Below are 18,842 nucleotides of genomic sequence, written 5' to 3'. Positions count from 1 at the left end.
GGGGGAGGGAATTGGGGCACGCGAGGTTTCTGTTTTCCGCGGGAATTCCGTTTACCGCGGGATTCCTGATTTCAGCGCGTCCCTGCACAGCCGGTCGGCCAGCCGGGTCGTCTCCGGCTGCCGGTAGCGCGGCGTGAGGCGCAGGGTCAGGGCGCAGGCGTCGTCGAGGCCGACGAGGTGACCGGCGGAGACGAAGAGCGGCTTGACGCCGTCCCGGGTGCGCAGCGCGCGCCCCACCACCTCGCCGCCGCTCTCCCCGTCCGTCAACGGCGCCCAGGAGCCCCGCTCCTCGCCCGGCTCCTCGTGCGCGAAGGTCAGCGGATTCTTGGCGACGCCCAGCGACGGGATCCCGGTGAGCACTCCCACATGGCTGGCCAGCCCGACGCGGCGCGGGTGCGCCACCCCGTAGCCGTCGCAGACCAGGACGTCGGGCCGCGCCCCCAGCCCGTCGAGCGCGTGCAGCAGCGGCGGGGCCTCGCGGAAGGCCAGCAGGCCCGGGACGTAGGGGAATTCGACCGGACGTACGGCGACGGCACGGTCCAGCACGTCGAGCGTGCGCCCGTCGAGCACGACCACCGCCGCCGCGCACACCCCGGCCTCGTCGTCGTACGCGACGTCGGCACCGGCGACGGCGCCGTCCAGCCGCAGCCACGGCGCGGACTCCGTCCGTACGAGGGCGCGCAGCCGCTCCTGTTCCGCCCGCGCCTCCGCCTCGGCCGCGCCGTCCGCCTCGTCGTGCATGCCGGGGACGTTACCCGACCACCGTGGAGGGGGCCGTGGGGGCGGCGACCAGCATCTTGCCGACGTTCTCGCCGCGCAGCATGCCGAGGAAGGCGTCCACGATCCGCTCGAAGCCCTCGACGACGGTGGTGTCGGGGACGACCGCGCCGCTCTGGAGATGAGGGACGAGGAAGTCCTCGAACTCGCCCCGCACGTCTCGGTGGTTGCGGACCAGGACGCCCTCCAGGCGCAGGGACTTCTCGACGATGTCGAAGAGGTTGCGCGGCGCCGCCGGGGCCCCGGGGGTGTTGTACTGGCCCACCGCGCCGACCCACGCGATCCGCCCGTACTCGCGCAGGACCTCGATCGCGCCCTCCAGATGGCCGCCGCCCACGTTGTCCACGTACGCGTCGATCCCGTCGGGCGCCGCCTTCGCCAGCAGCTCGCCCACCGGCCCGTCGTGATGGTCGAACGCCGCGTCGAAGCCCAGGTTCCGCGTCAGGTGCGCGACCTTGGCGGGCGAGCCCGCGCTGCCCACGATCCGGCCCGCGCCGAGCAGCCGCGCGATCCGCCCCACCGCCGTGCCGACGCCGCCCGCCGCCGCCGAGACGAACAGGTCGTCCCCGGCGCGCAGCCGCAGCGTCCTGGTGAGGGCGACGTACGCGGTGAGCCCGGTGCCGCCGAGGATGCTCAGATACGCGGTGAGCGGCACGCCCTCGTGCGGAACGAGCCTGCGCGCGCCGTCCGCGCCGTCCGCGCCGGGCGTGACCACGGCGTGGGTGCGCCAGCCCTGACGGTGGAAGACCAGGTCGCCCTCCGCCGTCCCGGGGGCGCGGGAGGCGAGGACCCGGCCGATCGTACGGCCCTCCAGCGGGGCGTTCAGCGCGAAGTCGCCGTCCATCATCTCGCGGTGGTACGGGTCCACGGACCACAGCACGTTCTCCACGAGCACCGTGCCAGGGGCGGGCTCGGGGACGGGCCCCTCGACGAAGGCGAAGTGGTCCGTGGTGGGGAAACCGGCGGGCCGCGCGGTCTGCTGGACGGAGAGGGAGGTCTTCACGGTCTTCATGGCGCTGACGCTAGGCGGGCGCGCGGAGGCCGGGCAGTAGGGTGCGTCGATGGAACGGGCGAAACCATCGATCGTCCTCATAGCACGAGGTGAGAGCGCTGATGCCGGACCTGGCACCCCATGAACTCCGCGTCCTGGTCGCCGTCGCGGAGGAGGGCGGCTTCTCGGCGGCGGCGACGACGCTGGGCATGACCCAGTCCGCGGTCAGCCACTCCGTACGCACCAGCGAGCGCAAGCTCGGCGCTGTGCTCTTCGAGCGGGGCCGCCGGGGCGCGAGCCCTACCGCCGCCGGAACCCGCGCGGTCGGGCACGCCCGGCGCGTGCTGCGGCTGCTCGACCTCATGGGCGCCGAGGTGCGGGGCGCGACGGAGGGGGACGCCGCACCCGGGGCCCTCTCCGGAGTGCTGCGGATCGCGGCCTTCCGCAGCGCGGCGCTCCACCTGCTGCCGCCCGCGCTGGAGGCGCTCCGCGCCCGCCACCCCGGCGTCACCCCCGAGGTGCGGATGGTGCGCGAACTGGGGCCCGGCACGGCGGGCGAGGTCGCCGAGGGGCGCGCGGACCTCGGCATCGCCACCCTCGGCACGAGCTCCCCCGTGCCGCCGGGGCTGCTCGGGGGAGAGCTGGTCGAGGAGGGGTACGCCCTGGTCCACCCGGCGGGCCACCCCGCGCCGCGCTCGCTGCCGCTCGTCGACTGGGCCGAGAACTGCAGCTCGTACACGCGTACGTGGTGGGCCGGGCAGGAGTGGCTCCCGAAGGCCACGGTCCAGGCCGAGGACGACGGAGCGGTGCTCTCGATGGTGAGCGGGGGCCACGGCATGGCCGTGCTGCCCCGGCTCTCCCTGACCGGAGCACCGCCCACGGTCGAGATCACCGATCTCGGCCCGGACCGCCCGACCCGCTCCGTCGGATACGTCACCACCCCGGAACTGGCCCGCACCGCCCTGGTCCGGGCCCTGATCCGCGAACTGAGGTCTGCGGCGGCAGAAACCGCCTAGGAGCGCCGCCGGTCAGCGCGGCGGGAGGCGGCGGCCGAGGTACGCGGCCACGTGGTCGAGAGCCGGGGCGCGCCCAGGGGCGGGGACGGGTTGGGCGGGGGCGAGGGATCCGCCGGTGGTGCGGGGCAGATCGCCGTAGATCTCCCGGACGACCGGCAGCGCGGCGCGCGCGATGCCGGGCTCCAGGTCGCGGTCACGGCCGAGCGCCGCCGCGAGGTCCCAGCCGTGCACGAGCAACTCCACGAGGAGCTGCTCGACCAGGCGACGGCCGGGAGCGGGGCCGAAGGAGCGCTCCAGCAGGCCCGGTTGCCCGAAGGCCTCGCGCGCCTTGGCGGCGGCGGTCTCGAAGGCGGCGACGTGGTCGTCGCCGAGGTGGTCCTCGTCGTGGCCCTCGCCGGGGGGCGCGCCCCGAGCCAGCGCGCCCCAGGCGATGTTCTCCCAGACCAGATGGTCGAGCAGGTCCCGGACGGTCCAGCTCTCGCAGGGGGTCGGCAGGCCGAACCGGTCCGGCGCGGTCGCGCGCACGAGCGCGCCGACGGTGTCCTGGACACGCGCGAAGGCCTCCAGGACACCGCCCGGCCAGGGATCGGCGCCGTCCGCGTAGAGGGCTTCGAGCCGGACGTCGCGCGCGCCGGGCGCGGGGTTGGCGCGCAGGGCGGTGGTCAGCCACTGCCCCTCCTCGGCGATCCCGGCGGGTACGGGGCGGCCGCCGAGGACGCACAGCAGTTGCCAGAAGCGCTCGACGAGGGGCTCGGCCGCGGCGGTGAGCTGCTCGCGCAGGATTCCGCGGGCCTCGGCGCCGTCGGAGGTCACGGCGGGACCGGCGTTCGCACGGCTGGGCAGCCAGGCGGCGACGATGTCGGCGACGACCTGGTCGGCGGCCGGGGAGTCGGCCGCGACACCGGCCCGCATCGCCTCGCGGACGTGCGCGGTCCAGACGCCCGTGAGCGCGCGCATCTCCTCCGCCACGGCAGCGTCCTGCGCTCCCTGTGCTCCTTGCTCTGCCCGCTCTGCCCGCTCTCCCTGCCCGTGACGGACGGCGTGCTCCGCCATGCGCCGCATGGCGGGACGCAGCTCTCCCTCGGCGACCAGCTCGCCCAGCTCCAGCCAGGCCTCTACCTGCTCGTCGGTGGGATCCTCCGGAAGGTCGGACCCGGCCGCGAGGAGCCCCTCGCGGAAGTGGGGCACGTCCAGATCGCCGAGCGTGTCGGTGAGGAAGTCGTGGACCAGCTTGCGACGTTCGTCCGGGGACATGTGGGCGGTACGGGTCATCAGGGCGAGTCCTTCGTGGGTGGTGCGACGTGTGACGGTACGCAGGACGGCCTGGTGGGTCCGCAGCCGGCGGATCCGCGCCTCCAGAGCCTCGACGTGCGCGGCGGCCACCTCGGTGAGCCCGTCCTCGCGACCCAGGGCGGCCCGGATCTCCCCGAGCCCCATCCCCAGGTCCCGCAGAGTGCGGGCCAGGTGCAGCCGGGCCACACCGTCGGTGTCGTAGCGCCGGTACCCTCCGGCGGTCCGGCCGACCGGTGCCACGACGCCGACGTCCGACCAGTGCCGGACCACTTTCACCGGCAGTCCGGTCTGCCGTGCCACGGCCCCGATGCTCCACGTGGGCCGTGACCCGTCGTCCGTGCGCATGTGCTCCACTCTCGACTCTCCCTTCGTGGGAGAGTCAAGCAGCACCGGAGCGCAGAGCGCCGCTCCCTGAACTTCCGGGTCCGGGATGCCTCTTGCTGCGCGTCGCGGGCCGCGGGTGCGTCGTGGCTTGGCGCGCAGTTCCCCGCGCCCCTGAAGCAGCCCCTTCGGGGCGCTTCACGGGGCGCTTCCGGGAGCGCCCCGTCAGGGGCGCGGGGAACTGCGCGGCCAGCCACCGCGCTCCCGCGGCCCGCGACGCACAGGACGGGGCACCCCGGAATCGGCACAGGGGTACCCGGCGAACCGGGCGTCAGCCCTTGACGCAGACGACCTGCTTCAGCTTCGCCACGACCTCGACCAGATCCTTCTGCTGGTCGATGACCTGCTCGATCGGCTTGTACGCGCCCGGGATCTCGTCCACGACGCCCGAGTCCTTACGGCACTCCACGCCCTGCGTCTGCTCGGCCAGGTCGCGCGCAGAGAACCGCTTCTTCGCGGCGTTCCGGCTCATCCGGCGGCCCGCGCCGTGCGAGGCGGAGTTGAACGACGCGGCGTTCCCCAGCCCCTTCACGATGTACGAGCCCGTGCCCATCGAGCCCGGGATGATGCCGAACTCGCCGCTGCCCGCGCGGATCGCGCCCTTGCGGGTGACGAGCAGGTCCATGCCCTCGTACCGCTCCTCCGCCACGTAGTTGTGGTGGCAGGAGATGGTCGGCTCGAAGGTCGGCTTCGCCTTCTTGAACTCCTTGCGGACCACCTGCTGGAGCAGCCCCATCATCAGGGCGCGGTTGTGCTTCGCGTACTCCTGCGCCCAGAACAGGTCGTGCCGGTAGGCCGCCATCTGCGGGGTGTCCGCGACGAAGACCGCGAGGTCGTGGTCGATCAGGCCCTGGTTGTGCGGCAGCTTGCGGGCCTGGCCTATGTGGAACTCGGCCAGCTCCTTGCCGATGTTCCGCGATCCGGAGTGCAGCATCAGCCACACCGCGCCGTCCTCGTCGAGGCAGACCTCGATGAAGTGGTTGCCGCCGCCGAGCGTGCCCATCTGCTTGGTGGCCCGCTCCTGCCGGAACTTCACGGAGTCCGCGACGCCGTCGAAGCGCGACCAGAAGTCGTCCCAGCCGGACGTCGGGAGCCCGTGCACCCGGTCGGGGCCCACGGCGTCGTCGTGCATGCCGCGCCCCACCGGGATGGCCTGCTCGATCTTCGAGCGCAGCCGCGAGAGGTCACCGGGCAGGTCGTTCGCGGTCAGCGACGTCTTCGCCGCGGACATCCCGCAGCCGATGTCGACGCCGACGGCCGCCGGGCACACGGCGCCCCGCATCGCGATGACGGAGCCGACCGTCGCGCCCTTCCCGTAGTGCACGTCGGGCATGACGGCGAGGCCCTTGATCCAGGGCAGCGTCGCGACGTTCCGCAGCTGCTGGAGTGCCCCGTCCTCCACGGTGGACGGATCGGTCCACATCCGGATCGGCACCTTGGCGCCGGGCATCTCGACATGAGACATGACGGGTCAACTCCCCCTGAGAAATTCCAAGAACCCCGTCATTGTGCCCAGCGCGCCGTCTGCACCCGCAACGCCTTTTCCGCGAAACCCGTTTGCCGCTCCCGCGTCCCCGCTGCCACGCTCGTCCCATGACGACGACCACGGTGCGGGTGCTGGACGAGGCGGACTGGGCCCTCTACCGGAGGGTCCGGCTGGCCGCGCTCGCCGACGCGCCCGAGGCGTTCGGCTCGACGCTCGCGCGCGAGTCGGCGTTCACCGACGTTCGCTGGCGGGAAAGGCTGGCGGGCGGCGGGGTCTTCCTCGCCGAGGGCCCCGAGGGGCCCCGCGGCCTCGCAGGAGTGCTCCGGCACGGGCCGGAAGGGGCCGGCCACCTGACCGGCCACCTGGTCTCGATGTGGGTGGCGCCCGAGGCCCGCGGCACGGGCACCGCCGACCAGCTCGTCACCTTCGCCCTGGACCGCGCGAGTGCGTGGGGCCTCAGGGCCATGAGCCTGGACGTGGCGACGGGCAATGTCGCCGCCGAGCGCCTCTACGCCCGCCACGGCTTCGTCCGTACGGACGCCGAGGCGGGCGTGGAGGGCGGCTTCGTGATGGAGGTCAGGCTGAGAGGCTGAAGCGGACGTCGAGGTCCTGGAGGACCGCGATGTTCAGCGCGTACGCCCGCTTGCACTCGTCGACGACGCGCTGCTTCTCCAGGTCGTCCACCGCGATGGCGTCCAGCAGCGCGCGGTACTCGCGCTTGAAGGCGGCCGGGTTGGAGATGTCCTCGAAGACGTAGAACCTGACGCCGTCGCCCTTGCGCGCGAAGCCCCAGGTCTTCTCCGCGACGTCGCGGACGACCTGGCCGCCGGAGAGGTCGCCGAGATAGCGGGTGTAGTGGTGGGCGACATAGCCGCCCGGCCAGCCCCCGGCGACCTCGCCGATCCGGTCCACGTACGCCGCGGTGGCCGGGAGCGGGGTGAGCGTGTCCCGCCAGGCGGTGCCCTCGTGCAGATGGTCGAGGTCCCGCTCCAGCGAGGGCAGGCGGAAGAGCTCGCCGCGCACGAAGGGGCCCGCGACCGGGTCGGCCGACAGGGTGTCCGCCGCTCCCTCCAGCGCGCGGTAGACGAACCAGAGCTGCTCCGTGTAGCGCGTATAGGCCTCCCGCCCGAGTCTGCCGCCGAGCATCTCGCCCATGAAGGCGGTGTCGTGCGCCTCGGTGTGCGCGTCGCGCGACGCCGTGCGGATCAGGGTCGAGAACGGGGTGTCGACGGCGGGATCGGCTGCGGGATCGGCGGCAGGAGAGGACAAGGCGGACCTCCTCGGAGCAGGACGGGCTATGCTCGATCCTGCTACTTAGGCTTACCTAAGTCAACCAGTTGCCGACATGCTGTCGGAAAAAGAGGAGGTCCGCTCAAACCTAGGGGAGCGTGAGAATCTCGGCTCCCGTCTCGGTGACGACCAGGGTGTGCTCGAACTGCGCCGTGCGCCTGCGGTCCTTCGTGACGACCGTCCAGCCGTCGTCCCACATCTCCCACTCGTACGTGCCCAGCGTCAGCATCGGCTCGATGGTGAAGGTCATCCCGGGCTTGATCACCGTCGTCGCGCGCGGGTCGTCGTAGTGCGGGACGATCAGGCCGGAGTGGAACGAGGTGTTGATCCCGTGGCCCGTGAAGTCCCGGACCACGCCGTACTCGAAGCGCTTGGCGTAGGACTCGATGACCCGGCCGATGATGTTGATCTGACGGCCCGGCCGCACGGCCTTGATCGCCCGGCTCAGCGCCTCCCGGGTGCGCTCCACCAGCAGCCGGGACTCCTCGTCCACGTCGCCGACCAGGTAGGTCGCGTTGTTGTCGCCGTGGACGCCGCCGATGAACGCCGTCACGTCGAGGTTCACGATGTCCCCGTCGCGCAGCACCGTGGAGTCGGGGATGCCGTGGCAGATGACCTCGTTGACCGAGGTGCACAGCGACTTGGGGAAGTTGCGGTAGCCGAGCGTCGAGGGGTACGCGCCGTGGTCGACCATGTAGTCGTGCGCCACCTCGTCGAGCTTGTCCGTGGTGACGCCCGGCGCGATGTGCTTCGCCGCCTCCTCCATCGCCCGCGCGGCGATCCGGCTCGCGGTCCGCATCCGCTCGATCGTCTCCGCGTCCTGCACCTCGGGCCCCTGGTACGGCGCGGGCGCGGGCTTGTCGACGTACTCGGGGCGGGCGATCGACGGGGGCACGGGACGGCGGGGAGAGACCGTGCCGGGGACAAGAAGCGACTGGCCAGACATGCCCGCGAGTCTAATGGCGCCGCCCCCGGCGTGCTGCGCCGCACGGGACGGTGCGCGACGATGGGGGCATGGCTCTCTTCAAGCGGAAGCAGCGGCTGATCGGCAAGCCGGGCGACTTCTTCTACAACGTCGAAACGGGACAGGTCGAGGAAGGCCCGCAGTCCCCCGGCAAGGACCGGATGGGTCCCTACTCCACCCGTGAGGAGGCCGAGCACGCGCTCGACACCGCCCGCGAGCGGACCTCCGAATGGGAGAACGACCCGCGCTGGAGCAGCGGCAGCCCCAGGGGGAACGAGGACACCCCCTAGATGTGTTGTCCCGGGGACACACGTCCTGCAACCGCGCCGTGAGGCACGCATCGGCCCGCTACGGCCGGCCGCCCGCTGCGGCATCGCCGCCTGCACTGCCCACCGCGTCCTCACCCGGCACAACATGCCCGCCACGCTTCGCGAGGGCGTGCTCGTTCGTCCGGCTGTCGTACGAGATCAGCTTCGGCAGCGCCAGGGCCAGCAGCCCCACCCCCGCCACGCACATCAGGCCGCCCGCCCAGACCGAGGTGCGGACCGAGGTCAGGGACGCCATGCCGCCCGCGCGCAGCTGGCCGAGGTGCGGGCCCGCCGAGAAGGACAGCAGCTCGATCCCGGCCAGCCTGCCGCGCAGCTCGTCGGGGATCGTCTGGTTCCACATCGTGGAGCGGAAGATCCCGCTCACCATGTCGCACGAGCCCGACAGGGTGAGGAAGAGCAGCACCAGCCACACGTTGTCCACGAGGCCCGCCACCGTCACCGCCGCGCCCCAGCCCAGCGCCGCCAGCACCACCGCGAGGCCGTGCCGGTGCACCCGCGAGGCCCAGCCGCTCGTCCCGCTGACCAGCATCGAGCCGAACGGCAGCGAGGCGTACATCAGCCCCAGCGCCCACTGCGCGTCCAACTGGTCGGCCAGGAAGGGGAAGAGGGCCAGCGGGAACGCGAAGAGCATCGCCGCGATGTCGATCGTGTACGTGCCCAGCAGCTCCTTGCGGCTCCACGCGTACCGGGCGCCCTCGGCGATGCCGCTCAGCGAGGGCGGGCGCGCGTCGTGCGCCGGGGGCGAGGGGGCGATCCGCCAGGAGAGGACGAGCGAACCGGCGAAGGAGAACACGTCCAGCGCGTACGCCGTCTCCAGGCCCGCGTAGGCGATCAGCAGCCCCGCCAGGGCCGGGCCCGCGACGCCGCCGACCTGCCAGCGCAGCGAGTTGAGCGCCGCCGCCGCGCTGAGCTGGTCGTGCGCGATGATGCGCGGCACGATCGCGTCGAGCGCCGGGCGCTGCACGCCGGTCACCGCGCTGGTCAGCGCCGCCGCCGCGTACAGCGGCCAGACCATGGGCTGCGGCAGCAGCGTGTTCCCCAGCAGGCCCAGGGCGATCAGGCCGAGCGCGACCTCGCTCCACAGGATCAGCTTGCGGCGGTCCATCGCGTCGGCCAGCGCCCCGCCGTACAGCCCGAAGACGATCAGCGGGCCCAGCTCGACCACGCCGAGCGCGCCGACGGCCACCGTCGAGCCCGTCAGCTCCTTGAGCTGGAGCGGCAGCGCGACGAACGTGAGGAAGCTGCCGAACACCGTGACCAGACCCGCCGACCACAGCAGCCGGAAGTCACGGGAAGAGCGCCATGGAGCCAGGTCCGGAAGGAGCGCGCGAGGAGACACGAGCGTCCATGCTCCGGTGCCCCCGCGCGCCCCGGCAACCGAATTACGCCCGGCCGACGGCCACCCCGACGGTCACCGTCAGCTCCGGGACAAAGGCGATACGGACGCGGAGCCCGTCGTCCCAGACGGCGGTCAGGGAGTCCGCGTCGCCCTCGACGTCCGGGAGCGCCCCCGCGCGGCCCGTGCCCGATCCCGTTCCCGTTCCCGTTCCCGAGAGGGAGGCCAGCGCCGCGCACACCCCCGTGCCCTCGGCGCCGCCGAACAGCGCGGGAACCTCCGCCCAGCGCGCGAAGGCCGTGCCCTGCGGGGCCCGCAGGAGGACGGCCTCGTCGCCCTCGTCCCAGCCGCGCAGCGGGGTGAGGGTGCTCGCGACGTCCTCCGCCGTCGCCCAGCCCGTCAGCCGGACGCGGGTGCCGGGCGGGGCGCCGACGACGCGGTGGACCCGCAGTTCGTCCGCGCCCCGGACGAACGTCACGCTCTCGACGCGTACGCCCGGCACGCCCGGCGTACCGGCCGGGAAGGCGGGCCGGTGCCAGGACGCGGCCCAGCCCCAGGAGCCGTCCGGCGCGCTCGCCGCGCCCAGCGGGTGGATGCGGCGCCGTACGCTCCACGCGCCGGGCCGCGCGGCGAGTGCCAGGGCGAGATGGTTGTCGGCGACGTTCGCGCGGGCCGTCGGGCCCGTGCGTGTCGCGTACGCGAAGCGCGCGTACAGCGGGAGCTCGTCCGCCGCCGACTCGCCCCCGTCGGGCTGGACATGGTCGCTGCCGTGGTTGTGGACCCGGACCAGGCCGCCGTCGCCGCGCGTCGTCTGGACCAGCAGCCCGGGGGCCGCCACCGCCAGCGCGCGGTCGGGCCCCTCGCTCGGCGCGGCCTCCTCGCGCGCCGTCCACAGCGGGTCGTCCTCCGGGACGAGCAGCGCGGTGAAGCCCTTCGAGGCCCAGTACGGGGAGGCCGGGCCCGAGTAGTTCTGGAGCGAGGCCTCGTGCGGCCCGTACCAGCCGAGCGTCAGCAGCCCGTCCTCCGCCGAGAGCGCGCCCCGGTCCAGGAAGTGGCGCAGCGTCCCGCTCAGCAGTCGCCGCGAGACGCCGGGCGCGAGCGGGGTGTGCCCGGTCAGCGCCCCCAGCCCCACGGCCGCGCCCGCGGCGAAGCGGTAGGTGAGCGACCTGCCCAGGTGGAGGGGCGCGCCGTTGCCGTCGAAGAGCAGGCCGAAGCTCTCCAGATGGGCGCGCAGCCGTGGCCCGTACCGCCCCGCCAGCGCCCCGTCGCCCGCGAGGTGGGCGTGCAGCAGCGGATAGAGGTGCAGGGCCCAGCCGTTGTAGTGGTCGAACGCGCGCCCGTCGCCGTCCGCGTACCAGCCCTCGCCCCGGTACCAGCCGTCCAGCAGCGAGAGCCCCCGCTCGATCGCGGCGGCCGTCTCGCGGTCCCCCCGCCCCACCGACTCCAGGAACCCGGCGACGGTGAGCGGGAACAGGTACCAGTTGTTCGGCGCCGGGGTGTGCCGCAGCGCGCCCCGCAGCCAGGCCTCGGCCCGGTCCCGTACGCCGTCGTCGAGCCGGTCCCACAGCCACGGCCGGGTCAGCCGCAGCCCGAGCGCGACAGACGCCGACTCCACCATGGGCTGCCCGGCGGTGGCGTGGTCCAGGATCACCGGCCACGACTCGGCGTCGTCGCGCCCCGGCGTGCGCGTGCCCGCCGCGAGCCCGTCCGCGTACCGCGCCAGCATCCCGTCGGGGTCCTGCCCCTCGCCTCCCGCGACGCGGAAGGCGGCGGCCAGGAACGTACGCGCGTACCCCTCAAGCCCGTCCGAGCGCACCCCGGAGACGGAGGGCCGCCCCGGCAGGTCGAGCAGCGCGCCACCCGGCGTCGCCCACCGCCACGCCGCCCGCAGCATCCCGTCGGCGGTGGCCTCCCAGTGCGCGCGCGTCCACCCGGTGTACGGGCTCAGCTCCCGGTCCTCGGGCGGCAGTCGGAGTGCGTACGTCATGCGAGGAACTCCAGCCTGTCGTGGTGCACGGGATGCGCGAAGCCCTCGCCCGCCGCCCAGCGGCGCACCTCGGCGATCGCGAGATCGGCGAGCCGCGCCAGCTCGTTGCCCTGCGAGCCCGCGATGTGCGGGGTGATCAGCGCGTTCCGGCACTCCCACAGGGGGTGGTCCGGCGGCAGCTCGTCCGGCTCGGTCACGTCCAGGACGGCGCGGAGGCGGCCCGCGCGCAGCTCGTCGGTGAGCGCGTCCTGGTCGACGACGGCGCCGCGCGCGGTGTTGATCAGCGTCGCGTCGTCGCGCAGCGCGGCGAGGAGCGGACGGCTGACGAGACCGCGGGTGGCAGGCAGGAGCGGCGTATGGACCGAGAGCACGTCGGAGCGGCCGAACAGCTCGGTGAGCGGGACGAGGCCGACCCCGAGCCTCTCCGCCTCGTCCTCGGAGACGTACGGATCGTGGAGGAGGACGGTCAGGTCGTACGGGCGCAGCAGCTCGATGACGCGGCGGCCGATGAGGGAGGCGCTCAGGATGCCGACCGTACGGCGGTAGTTGCCGCGCCGCGGATCGGGATGCAGCCAGTCGCTGCGGGCGCGCGCCGTACGGTACGCGTCGGCCGACTCCAGCACCCTCTTCCCGGCCAGCAGGATCATGGCGACCGTGTACTCGGCGACGGGCAGCGCGTTGGCCGACGCGGCCGAGGAGACGGCGAGGCCGCGTCGCCACGCGGCCTCGGTGACGTGGCCCCTGACGGTGCCGGCGGTGTGCGCGACCGCGCGCAGGCGGGGCGCGCGCTGGAGTGCGGCCTCGTCCAGGGGCGGGCACCCCCACCCAGTGACGAGGATCTCGACATCGGCGAGCGTCCGCCGCGCCTCGTCGGTCCGGAAGTCGTCGAGGAGGGTGGGGGAGAGGTCGGTGACCTCACCCAACGCCCCCCGGGCGTCCGGCGTCATCACCGCCTCGGCGGCGCGGGGGGACATGGCGAGTGCGGCACGAGGACGGACGGTCATCGGTCTCCTGGGGTTGCGGTGCGTTGCCGGGTGCGCCCCGGTGGGTGGTGCTGCGCTTGCCCACCCTGCGCCCCTGGCGCAGACTGCCCAAGCGCAGCAGGGAGAAGTCAGGTGTGCCCCGTCAGGGGCGCGGGGCTGTGTCCATGTGCGGCTCCGCCGCGTGGGCGCGACCGCCGGGCGCGGAAAGTGCCCCATCAGGGGCGCGGGGCTGTGTCCATGTGCGGCTCCGCCGCGTGGGCGCGACCGCCGGGCGCGGAAAGTGCCCCGTCAGGGGCGCGGGGAACTGCGCGATCGGCCACGACGCACCCGCAGTCGGCAAGGCTGGCGGCGGGGCAGATGCTGGGCCGCCGCAAGCGTGCCCGCACGCGGCAGTTGGGGGCCAGGACAGGCGCGGCGCTCTCTGCAAACGGCACCGTCACTTCACCGAACCCGCCGTAAGGCCGGACTTCCAGTACCGCTGCAGCAGCAGGAACGCGGCGATCAGGGGGAGGACGGCGAGGAGGGAGCCCATGATGACGGCGGGGTAGTAGTCGGGGGTCACCACTGCCGAGCTGTTCCAGACGTACAGGCCCAGGCTCACAGGGAACAGCTTCTGGTCGGACAGCATCACCATCGGCAGGAAGAAGTTGTTCCAGATCGCGGTGAGCTGGAAGAGGAAGACCGTGACCAGGCCAGGACCCAGCATCCGCAGGGACACCCGGAAGTACGTCGTCAGCTCGCCGGCGCCGTCCATGCGGGACGCCTCCAGGACCTCGTTCGGGATGTAGCCCTGGCTGAAGATGCGGCCGAGGTAGACGCCGAAGGGGTTGAAGAGGACGGGGATGAAGACGGACCAGAAGGTGTTGACGACGCCGACCTTGGACGCCATCAGATAGAGGGGCAGCGCGAGGACCGTCGGCGGGACCATGACCCCGGCGAGCACCAGCCCGAACAGCTTCTCCTTGTGCCGGAAGCGGTACTTGTCGAAGGCGTAGCCGCACGCGACGCTCACCATGGAGCCGATCAGCGCGCCCAGCACCGCGTACAGCAGGCTGTTGACGTACCAGCGGCCGTAGATCCCGTCCTCCATGGAGAAGAGGTCGGAGAGGTTGGCGAGGAAGGAGAAGTCGCCCAGCGAGAGCAGGTCGGCGCTGAAGAGCGCGTCGCGGTTCTTCGTGGCGGCGAGCAGCAGCCACAGCACGGGCAGCAGGGTGTAGAGGACGGACAGGGTGACCAGGGCGTTGACGGCGCCCCTGCCCAGCAGACCGCGCGGGCCCTGCCGACGGGTACGGGTGTTCAACGGACGGCCTCCTCCGGCTCGTTGGCCCGGTTCGTCCAGCGGCTGACGCCGTAGGACAGGGCGATGGTGACGACCAGCAGGACGACCGAGGCGGCAGCCGCCAGGCCGTAGTTGTTGCGGGTGAAGGCCGCGTCGTAGATGTACATGCTCGGGGTGAAGCGGCTGCCGACGATCGGCGTGGACTGGCTGAGCAGCATCGGCTCGGTGAAGAGCTGGAGCGACCAGATCAGGGAGAACATCAGCACCATCACCCCCGAGGGCCGCACCAGCGGCACCTTGACCTGGAGCGCGGTGCGGACGGGGCCCGCGCCGTCCACGACGGACGCCTCCAGGACCTCGCGGGGCACGGCCTGGAGCGCGGCGTAGAAGATCACCACGTTGTAGCCGAGGTTGCTCCACAGGGCGATGTTGACCAGGGAGGGCAGCACCGTGTGGACGCCGAGGAAGTCGACGGTGATGTCGGCCTTGCTGAGGAGCTCGACGACGGGGCTCAGGCCCGGCGTGTAGAGGTACAGCCAGATGATCGCGGCGATGATGCCGGGCACGGCGTGCGGGAGGAAGAGCGAGAGCTGAGCCGTACGGCGCAGCCGGGCGACGCCCGAGTCCAGCAGCAGCGCGAGGGCGAGCGAGAGGATCACGAGCAGCGGCAGGTAGAAGAGGCAGTAGAGCGCGGTGGTGCCGAGGCCCGCCAGGAACGTGGGGTCGGAGAGCACGGCCTCGTAGCTGCGCAGCCCCGCGAAGACCGTGCGCTCGGGGCCGAAGCCCAGGCCGGGCTGGTCGTCGCTGAAGAAGCTGAGGTAGACGGCGCCGCCGACCGGGATGAGGAAGACGGTCAGCATGAGCGCGAAGAAGGGGGTCATCAGCGCCCCGCAGGCGCCGAGTTCGCGCCGCCTGGCCGTGCGCTTGGGCGCCGTACGGGCGCGGGGCGAGGCCGATTCGTCCTCCGCGCGCACGGTCGTCGTCGCGGATGTCGTGGTCGTCATCGTCAGCGCTCCCTCGTTCTGAGGCCCAGCGACTTGAGGTCGGGCATGGTGGCGCGCTGGCCCTCCTCGACGGCGCCGAGGACCGTGCCCTCGCCGTCGCCCGCGCGGGCCAGGCCGTCCTGGACGGTCTTGAGCGTGGCGGTCATCCGTGGCCCCCAGGTCCACTCCTCGGAGAGGTGGCCCGCCTCCTCGTCGAAGAGCGTGTAGATGTCCTGGCCCTTGAAGAAGCTGGTGTCCATGGCCTTGCGGAGGAAGGGGACGAGCTCGGTGACGGCCGGGTACTGGGTGCTGATGCCGCTGGAGAGGCGGGCCTTCCACGACGCCTGGCTGGAGACCTGCCACTCGATGAACTCCATGGCCTCCTCGGGGTGCCGGCTGTCCTTGGTGACGGCGAACGTCGAACCGCCATGCGTGCCGAGCCGGGGGCGCCCGCCGTCCCACTGGGGGAGCGGGGCCACGCCCCACTTGCCCTTCTGGCCGGGCTGCGCGGACATCGTGCCGCCCGCGTCCCAGGCGCCGGTGATCTTGCCGAAGACGTCGCCGCGGCCGACCTGGGCCGTGCCCGCCTGGGTGTCGACGGGGTTGAGGAAGACCAGCTCCTCGTCGATGAGGCGCTGCCAGTACGCGGTGACCTTGCGGGTCGGCCCGTCGGTCATGCCCACGGTCCAGGCACCGCCCTTGGTGTCGAACCAGCGCGCCCCCGCCTGCCAGGCGAGGCCCGCGAGATGGTGCCCGCCGTCGGTGGGAAAGGTGGCGATACGGGCGCCGAGCGCCCTCCGCTTGATCGTACGGGCGGTCCGCTCGAACTCCGGCCAGGTGCGGGGCACCCGGACGTCGTACTTGGCGAACAGGTCCCTGCGGTAGAGGAAGACCATCGGCTCGACGTCCTGCGGAACGCTGAACGTACGGCCCTCGAACGTCGTCAGAGCGAGCGCCTGCGGCAGCAGCTTCTTCCGCAGCCCTTCGCCGAGGAGCGGGGTGAGGTCGCGGGCGACGCCGTCGATGGCGAAGCCGGGTACTTGGGGGTACTCGATGGTCGCGATGTCGGGCGCGTTGCCCGCGCGGGCCGCGTTGCTCAGCTTGGCGTAACCGCCCTGCTGGCCGGACGGCACCTGCTCGAAGTCGATACGGATGCGGTTCTGGCTCTTGTTGAAGGCGTCGACCACCTCTTGGCTGCCGCGCAGCGACGACCAGAAGGTGAGCCGGACGGGACCGCCGCCCCGGCCCTCGCCCCGGCCGGAATCGCCTCCCGAGCAGGCGGGTACGAGGACAAGGGGAAGTGCGGCGCTCGCGGTGAGCAGCGATCGACGGCTGTGTCGACGCAACGGTGCCTCCTTGGGCTGGAGGGGGATCACCGGCATCTTGATCGCTCTTCCGGATCGGGTCAATGGATCGATCAGAAGAAACCCAACCCGGTCAAACGATCGCACCAGCCCACGACTTGCCCCCAGGGCCCACCAAGACGTCTGGGCTCGCCCCTTCTCCCTCAGGGGCCCGGGGCTGTGTTTGTCTTGCGGCTCCGCCGCGGGGCGCGCCCGGTCACGACACCTCTGGGCTTGCCCCTTCTCCCTAGGGGCGCGGGGAACTGCGCGACAAGCCACGACGCGGCCGCAGCCCGCGAAGCACAGCCCGGGGCACCCCGAACCCGGCTCTTGTGCGCGGGGCACCCGGCGTGGGGGGCTGCGCTTGCCAACCCTGCGCCTTGCGCAGACTTCCCAAGCTCCGCAGGAGCGGAGGGAGAAGCTGGGGCAGCTCCTGTTCGGCTACTTGGCCGGAATCGCTGAGCCGCGGACTTTTAGTTCGGGGAGGAGTTCGAGGCGGCGGACCGCCTCAGGAGCCGCACCCCGGACACGGTCCAGCCGGCGGAGAAGGAGCTCGGCCGCGGCTCGGCCGATCTCCTCCTTCGGCGGCGACACAGCCGTGAGCGGCGTGCTGCCGAGCGCCGCGACCACGTCGTCGTACGCCACGACAGAGCACTCCTCCGGCACCTTCACACCGGCGTCCTGCAGCTGCTGCACCAGCATCAGCGCGTCCACGTCGGCGTGCAGCACCGCCGCCGTCGCGCGGCGCTCGCGCAGTACGGTGCCGAGGTCGACCAGGGGCGCCGAGCCGCCCGTGCCCTCGGCGGGCGGGACCGGTGCCGCGCCGCGCGAGGAGAGGACCACCGTCCAGTCCTCGACCTCGGGCCGCGCCTCGGCGATCTCCGCGAACGCGGCACGCAGCGTGCGCGCGGTGGGGCTGTCGTCGCGGGCGGCCAGCACGATGCGCCGGTGCCCGAGGCCGATCAGATGCTCCAGCGCGAGATGCGCCCCGTACCAGTGATCGCTGCGCACCGAGTCCATCGCGTGCAGCGGGCTGCCGGGCGCGGGGCGGCGCTCCATCAGCACCGCGGGGACGGTGAGTCCGGCCAGCCACTCCTCGTCCAGCGCGGGCGAGTCCGCCGTGCGCCAGCGGGGCGCGATCAGCAGTCCGCGCGCCCCGCGCTCCAGCGCCTGCCGCGCCATCGCGCGCTCGGCGCCCGGCACGTGGCCCGCGATGTGCATGGCCATCCGGACGCCCGCCGCCTCCAGGACGTCCCGGGCGCCCCGTACGGCCTCGAAGAGGTACGAGTGGTGCTCGGGGACGATCAGCCCGACCGCGTCCCCGGCGGTGAGCGGCGCGGTCTCCTTGCCGCCGGCCGGGTCCAGCGAGCGTACGACGCCGTGGCCGCGCCGCACCCGGCCCTCGCGGGCCAGCTCCTCGACGTCCCTGCGCAGGGTGACGACCGAGACGTCCAGCTCGGCCGCGAGGTCGCTGACCCGCACCTCGCCGCGCGCCCGTACGACCCCGACTATCCGCTCGCGCCGTACGCCGGCCGACTCCCGCATCCCCGCCCCGCCCCACTTTCGTTTGACCGTTTCTGGGGATCCTACCGATCGTCGGTGCCGCGTTGGCGTGCCGCCTCGTAGAGGACCGTCGTCGCCGCGTTCGCCGCGTTGAGGGAGCTGGCCGCGCCGCGGATGGGGATGCTGAGCATGGCGTCGGCGCGCTCGCGCCAGAAGGAGCTGAGCCCCGTCGTCTCGTTGCCGACCAGCAGCAGGACGGGGCCCGTCAGCTCCGCGTCCTGGAGGCGGGTGGCGCCCTGCTCGTCGGTGCCGAGGACCTGTACGGCGGGGTGGGCCTCCAGCCAGTCCGTCACCTCGCGCGGGGAGCCCACCCGTACGGCGGGCAGCGCGAAGAGCGAACCCGTGCTGGCGCGCACGGACTTGGGGTCGTAGACGTCGGCCGCGTGGCCGGTGACGACGACGCCGTGCGCGCCGAAGGCGTCGGCGGAACGGATGATCGAGCCGACGTTGCCCGGACTCGTGGGGCGGTCCAGGAGGACGCCCAGGAAGTCGTCGGGGACGTCGAGTCGGCCCAGGTCGTCCGGCGGCGTCTCCACCACCGCGACCAGCTCGGCGTCGGCCTCGTCCCGCTCGCTCAGTTCGGCGAGGAGCTCGGGGGCCATCGCGATCCGGTCGGTGCCGCGCGGCGCGGTGTCCAGGGTCTCGGCGGCCCAGCGCGAGAGCCGCGCCCCGTCGGCGTACAGCAGGGCGCGCAGCGGCCAGCCGCGCTCCAGCGCCAGGGTGATCGGGCGGACGCCCTGGACCAGGAACTCGCCCGCGCGCTGCCGCTTGTTGCGGTTGGCGAGCAGGGACTGCCACTGCTGGAAACGGGCGTTTCGGGTGGTGATCTTCACCCCGCGAG

At 73.0% G+C, this 18,842-nt stretch carries 17 protein-coding genes; 3 read left to right on the top strand and 14 right to left on the bottom strand.

What is annotated here, in order from left to right:
* Nucleotides 1-51 precede the first annotated feature (51 nt).
* Together ACGF3A_RS21390 and ACGF3A_RS21385 are read right to left on the bottom strand one after the other, a co-directional pair.
* Nucleotides 52-741 (bottom strand): endonuclease V, encoded by a 690-nt coding sequence (locus tag ACGF3A_RS21390; RefSeq protein ID WP_393731790.1) that lies wholly within the window; start codon nucleotides 739-741, stop codon nucleotides 52-54.
* 10 nt (nucleotides 742-751) lie between these two features.
* Nucleotides 752-1,789, bottom strand: coding sequence for an NADP-dependent oxidoreductase (locus tag ACGF3A_RS21385; RefSeq protein WP_393731789.1), 1,038 nt, complete (start codon nucleotides 1,787-1,789; stop codon nucleotides 752-754).
* A gap of 101 nt (nucleotides 1,790-1,890) precedes the next feature.
* Here ACGF3A_RS21385 and ACGF3A_RS21380 point away from each other — a divergent pair, with 101 nt between their 5' ends.
* Entirely contained in the window at nucleotides 1,891-2,784 is an 894-nt protein-coding gene (locus ACGF3A_RS21380) for a LysR family transcriptional regulator (RefSeq protein ID WP_393731788.1), read from the top strand.
* Nucleotides 2,785-2,796: 12 nt separating this feature from the next.
* Here ACGF3A_RS21380 and ACGF3A_RS21375 read toward each other — a convergent pair whose 3' ends face one another.
* Both ACGF3A_RS21375 and ACGF3A_RS21370 read right to left on the bottom strand, forming a co-directional pair.
* Nucleotides 2,797-4,377 carry a TIGR03086 family metal-binding protein gene (locus ACGF3A_RS21375; protein WP_393731787.1) on the bottom strand — a complete coding sequence of 527 codons (1,581 nt, stop codon included), beginning with the start codon at nucleotides 4,375-4,377 and terminating at the stop codon, nucleotides 2,797-2,799.
* 352 nt (nucleotides 4,378-4,729) lie between these two features.
* Nucleotides 4,730-5,923, bottom strand: a complete 1,194-nt coding sequence (locus ACGF3A_RS21370) for an RtcB family protein (RefSeq protein WP_393731786.1) — start codon at nucleotides 5,921-5,923, stop codon at nucleotides 4,730-4,732.
* Between the two features lie 128 nt (nucleotides 5,924-6,051).
* Between ACGF3A_RS21370 and ACGF3A_RS21365 the strand changes: the two genes are divergently transcribed.
* A complete protein-coding gene (locus ACGF3A_RS21365) occupies nucleotides 6,052-6,537 on the top strand; it encodes a GNAT family N-acetyltransferase (RefSeq protein ID WP_393731785.1) in 486 nt (161 codons plus the stop codon).
* On the opposite strand, the gene ACGF3A_RS21360 is transcribed toward ACGF3A_RS21365, so the two are convergent.
* The gene (locus ACGF3A_RS21360) at nucleotides 6,521-7,213 is read right to left on the bottom strand and encodes a heme oxygenase (biliverdin-producing) (RefSeq protein ID WP_393731784.1); all 693 of its coding nucleotides are present in this window, start codon (nucleotides 7,211-7,213) and stop codon (nucleotides 6,521-6,523) included. The two genes, ACGF3A_RS21365 and ACGF3A_RS21360, sit on opposite strands and share 17 nt — an antisense overlap.
* 109 nt (nucleotides 7,214-7,322) lie before the next feature.
* A complete protein-coding gene (gene map, locus ACGF3A_RS21355; RefSeq protein WP_393731783.1) occupies nucleotides 7,323-8,180 on the bottom strand; it encodes a type I methionyl aminopeptidase in 858 nt (285 codons plus the stop codon).
* Nucleotides 8,181-8,248: 68 nt separating this feature from the next.
* On the opposite strand from map, the gene ACGF3A_RS21350 reads away from it, so the two are divergent.
* A complete protein-coding gene (locus ACGF3A_RS21350; protein ID WP_393731782.1) occupies nucleotides 8,249-8,488 on the top strand; it encodes a hypothetical protein in 240 nt (79 codons plus the stop codon).
* Nucleotides 8,489-8,546: 58 nt separating this feature from the next.
* Here the strand turns inward: ACGF3A_RS21350 and ACGF3A_RS21345 are convergent, their stop codons facing one another.
* The 8 genes from ACGF3A_RS21345 to ACGF3A_RS21310 all read right to left on the bottom strand — a co-directional run bounded on the left by ACGF3A_RS21345 (nucleotide 8,547) and on the right by ACGF3A_RS21310 (nucleotide 18,834).
* Nucleotides 8,547-9,866, bottom strand: coding sequence for an MFS transporter (locus ACGF3A_RS21345; RefSeq protein ID WP_393731781.1), 1,320 nt, complete (start codon nucleotides 9,864-9,866; stop codon nucleotides 8,547-8,549).
* A 43-nt stretch (nucleotides 9,867-9,909) separates the two neighbouring features.
* Nucleotides 9,910-11,850 (bottom strand): DUF2264 domain-containing protein, encoded by a 1,941-nt coding sequence (locus ACGF3A_RS21340; protein WP_393731780.1) that lies wholly within the window; start codon nucleotides 11,848-11,850, stop codon nucleotides 9,910-9,912.
* Nucleotides 11,847-12,854, bottom strand: coding sequence for a hydroxyacid dehydrogenase (locus ACGF3A_RS21335; RefSeq protein WP_393731779.1), 1,008 nt, complete (start codon nucleotides 12,852-12,854; stop codon nucleotides 11,847-11,849). The genes ACGF3A_RS21340 and ACGF3A_RS21335 overlap by 4 nt, the downstream gene beginning before the upstream one ends.
* Nucleotides 12,855-13,269: 415 nt before the next feature.
* Complete coding sequence (locus ACGF3A_RS21330; RefSeq protein ID WP_393731778.1) at nucleotides 13,270-14,133, bottom strand: carbohydrate ABC transporter permease; 864 nt, start codon at nucleotides 14,131-14,133, stop codon at nucleotides 13,270-13,272.
* Nucleotides 14,130-15,122 carry a carbohydrate ABC transporter permease gene (locus ACGF3A_RS21325; RefSeq protein WP_393731919.1) on the bottom strand — a complete coding sequence of 331 codons (993 nt, stop codon included), beginning with the start codon at nucleotides 15,120-15,122 and terminating at the stop codon, nucleotides 14,130-14,132. Before ACGF3A_RS21325 ends, ACGF3A_RS21330 begins: the two co-directional genes overlap by 4 nt.
* Complete coding sequence (locus ACGF3A_RS21320) at nucleotides 15,119-16,477, bottom strand: ABC transporter substrate-binding protein (protein WP_393731777.1); 1,359 nt, start codon at nucleotides 16,475-16,477, stop codon at nucleotides 15,119-15,121. The genes ACGF3A_RS21325 and ACGF3A_RS21320 overlap by 4 nt, the downstream gene beginning before the upstream one ends.
* A gap of 402 nt (nucleotides 16,478-16,879) precedes the next feature.
* Entirely contained in the window at nucleotides 16,880-17,983 is a 1,104-nt protein-coding gene (locus tag ACGF3A_RS21315) for a substrate-binding domain-containing protein (RefSeq protein WP_393731776.1), read from the bottom strand.
* 41 nt (nucleotides 17,984-18,024) lie between these two features.
* Complete coding sequence (locus tag ACGF3A_RS21310) at nucleotides 18,025-18,834, bottom strand: TrmH family RNA methyltransferase (protein ID WP_393731775.1); 810 nt, start codon at nucleotides 18,832-18,834, stop codon at nucleotides 18,025-18,027.
* Between the last annotated feature and the right edge of the window lie 8 nt (nucleotides 18,835-18,842).

The sequence above is a fragment of the Streptomyces sp. NPDC048172 genome, assembly GCF_043202595.1.
Lineage (GTDB): Bacteria > Actinomycetota > Actinomycetes > Streptomycetales > Streptomycetaceae > Streptomyces.
This window is presented reverse-complemented; position numbering and strand designations above follow the sequence as displayed.

Coding starts and splice junctions, on each gene's coding strand:
- ACGF3A_RS21340 (WP_393731780.1), bottom strand. CDS start 11,850: ATGACGTACGCACTCCGACTGCCGCCCGAGGACCGGGAGCTGAGCCCG.
- ACGF3A_RS21350 (WP_393731782.1), top strand. CDS start 8,249: ATGGCTCTCTTCAAGCGGAAGCAGCGGCTGATCGGCAAGCCGGGCGAC.
- ACGF3A_RS21390 (WP_393731790.1), bottom strand. CDS start 741: ATGCACGACGAGGCGGACGGCGCGGCCGAGGCGGAGGCGCGGGCGGAA.
- ACGF3A_RS21320 (WP_393731777.1), bottom strand. CDS start 16,477: ATGCCGGTGATCCCCCTCCAGCCCAAGGAGGCACCGTTGCGTCGACAC.
- ACGF3A_RS21365 (WP_393731785.1), top strand. CDS start 6,052: ATGACGACGACCACGGTGCGGGTGCTGGACGAGGCGGACTGGGCCCTC.
- ACGF3A_RS21385 (WP_393731789.1), bottom strand. CDS start 1,789: ATGAAGACCGTGAAGACCTCCCTCTCCGTCCAGCAGACCGCGCGGCCC.
- ACGF3A_RS21335 (WP_393731779.1), bottom strand. CDS start 12,854: ATGACCGTCCGTCCTCGTGCCGCACTCGCCATGTCCCCCCGCGCCGCC.
- ACGF3A_RS21315 (WP_393731776.1), bottom strand. CDS start 17,983: ATGCGGGAGTCGGCCGGCGTACGGCGCGAGCGGATAGTCGGGGTCGTA.
- map (WP_393731783.1), bottom strand. CDS start 8,180: ATGTCTGGCCAGTCGCTTCTTGTCCCCGGCACGGTCTCTCCCCGCCGT.
- ACGF3A_RS21370 (WP_393731786.1), bottom strand. CDS start 5,923: ATGTCTCATGTCGAGATGCCCGGCGCCAAGGTGCCGATCCGGATGTGG.
- ACGF3A_RS21380 (WP_393731788.1), top strand. CDS start 1,891: ATGCCGGACCTGGCACCCCATGAACTCCGCGTCCTGGTCGCCGTCGCG.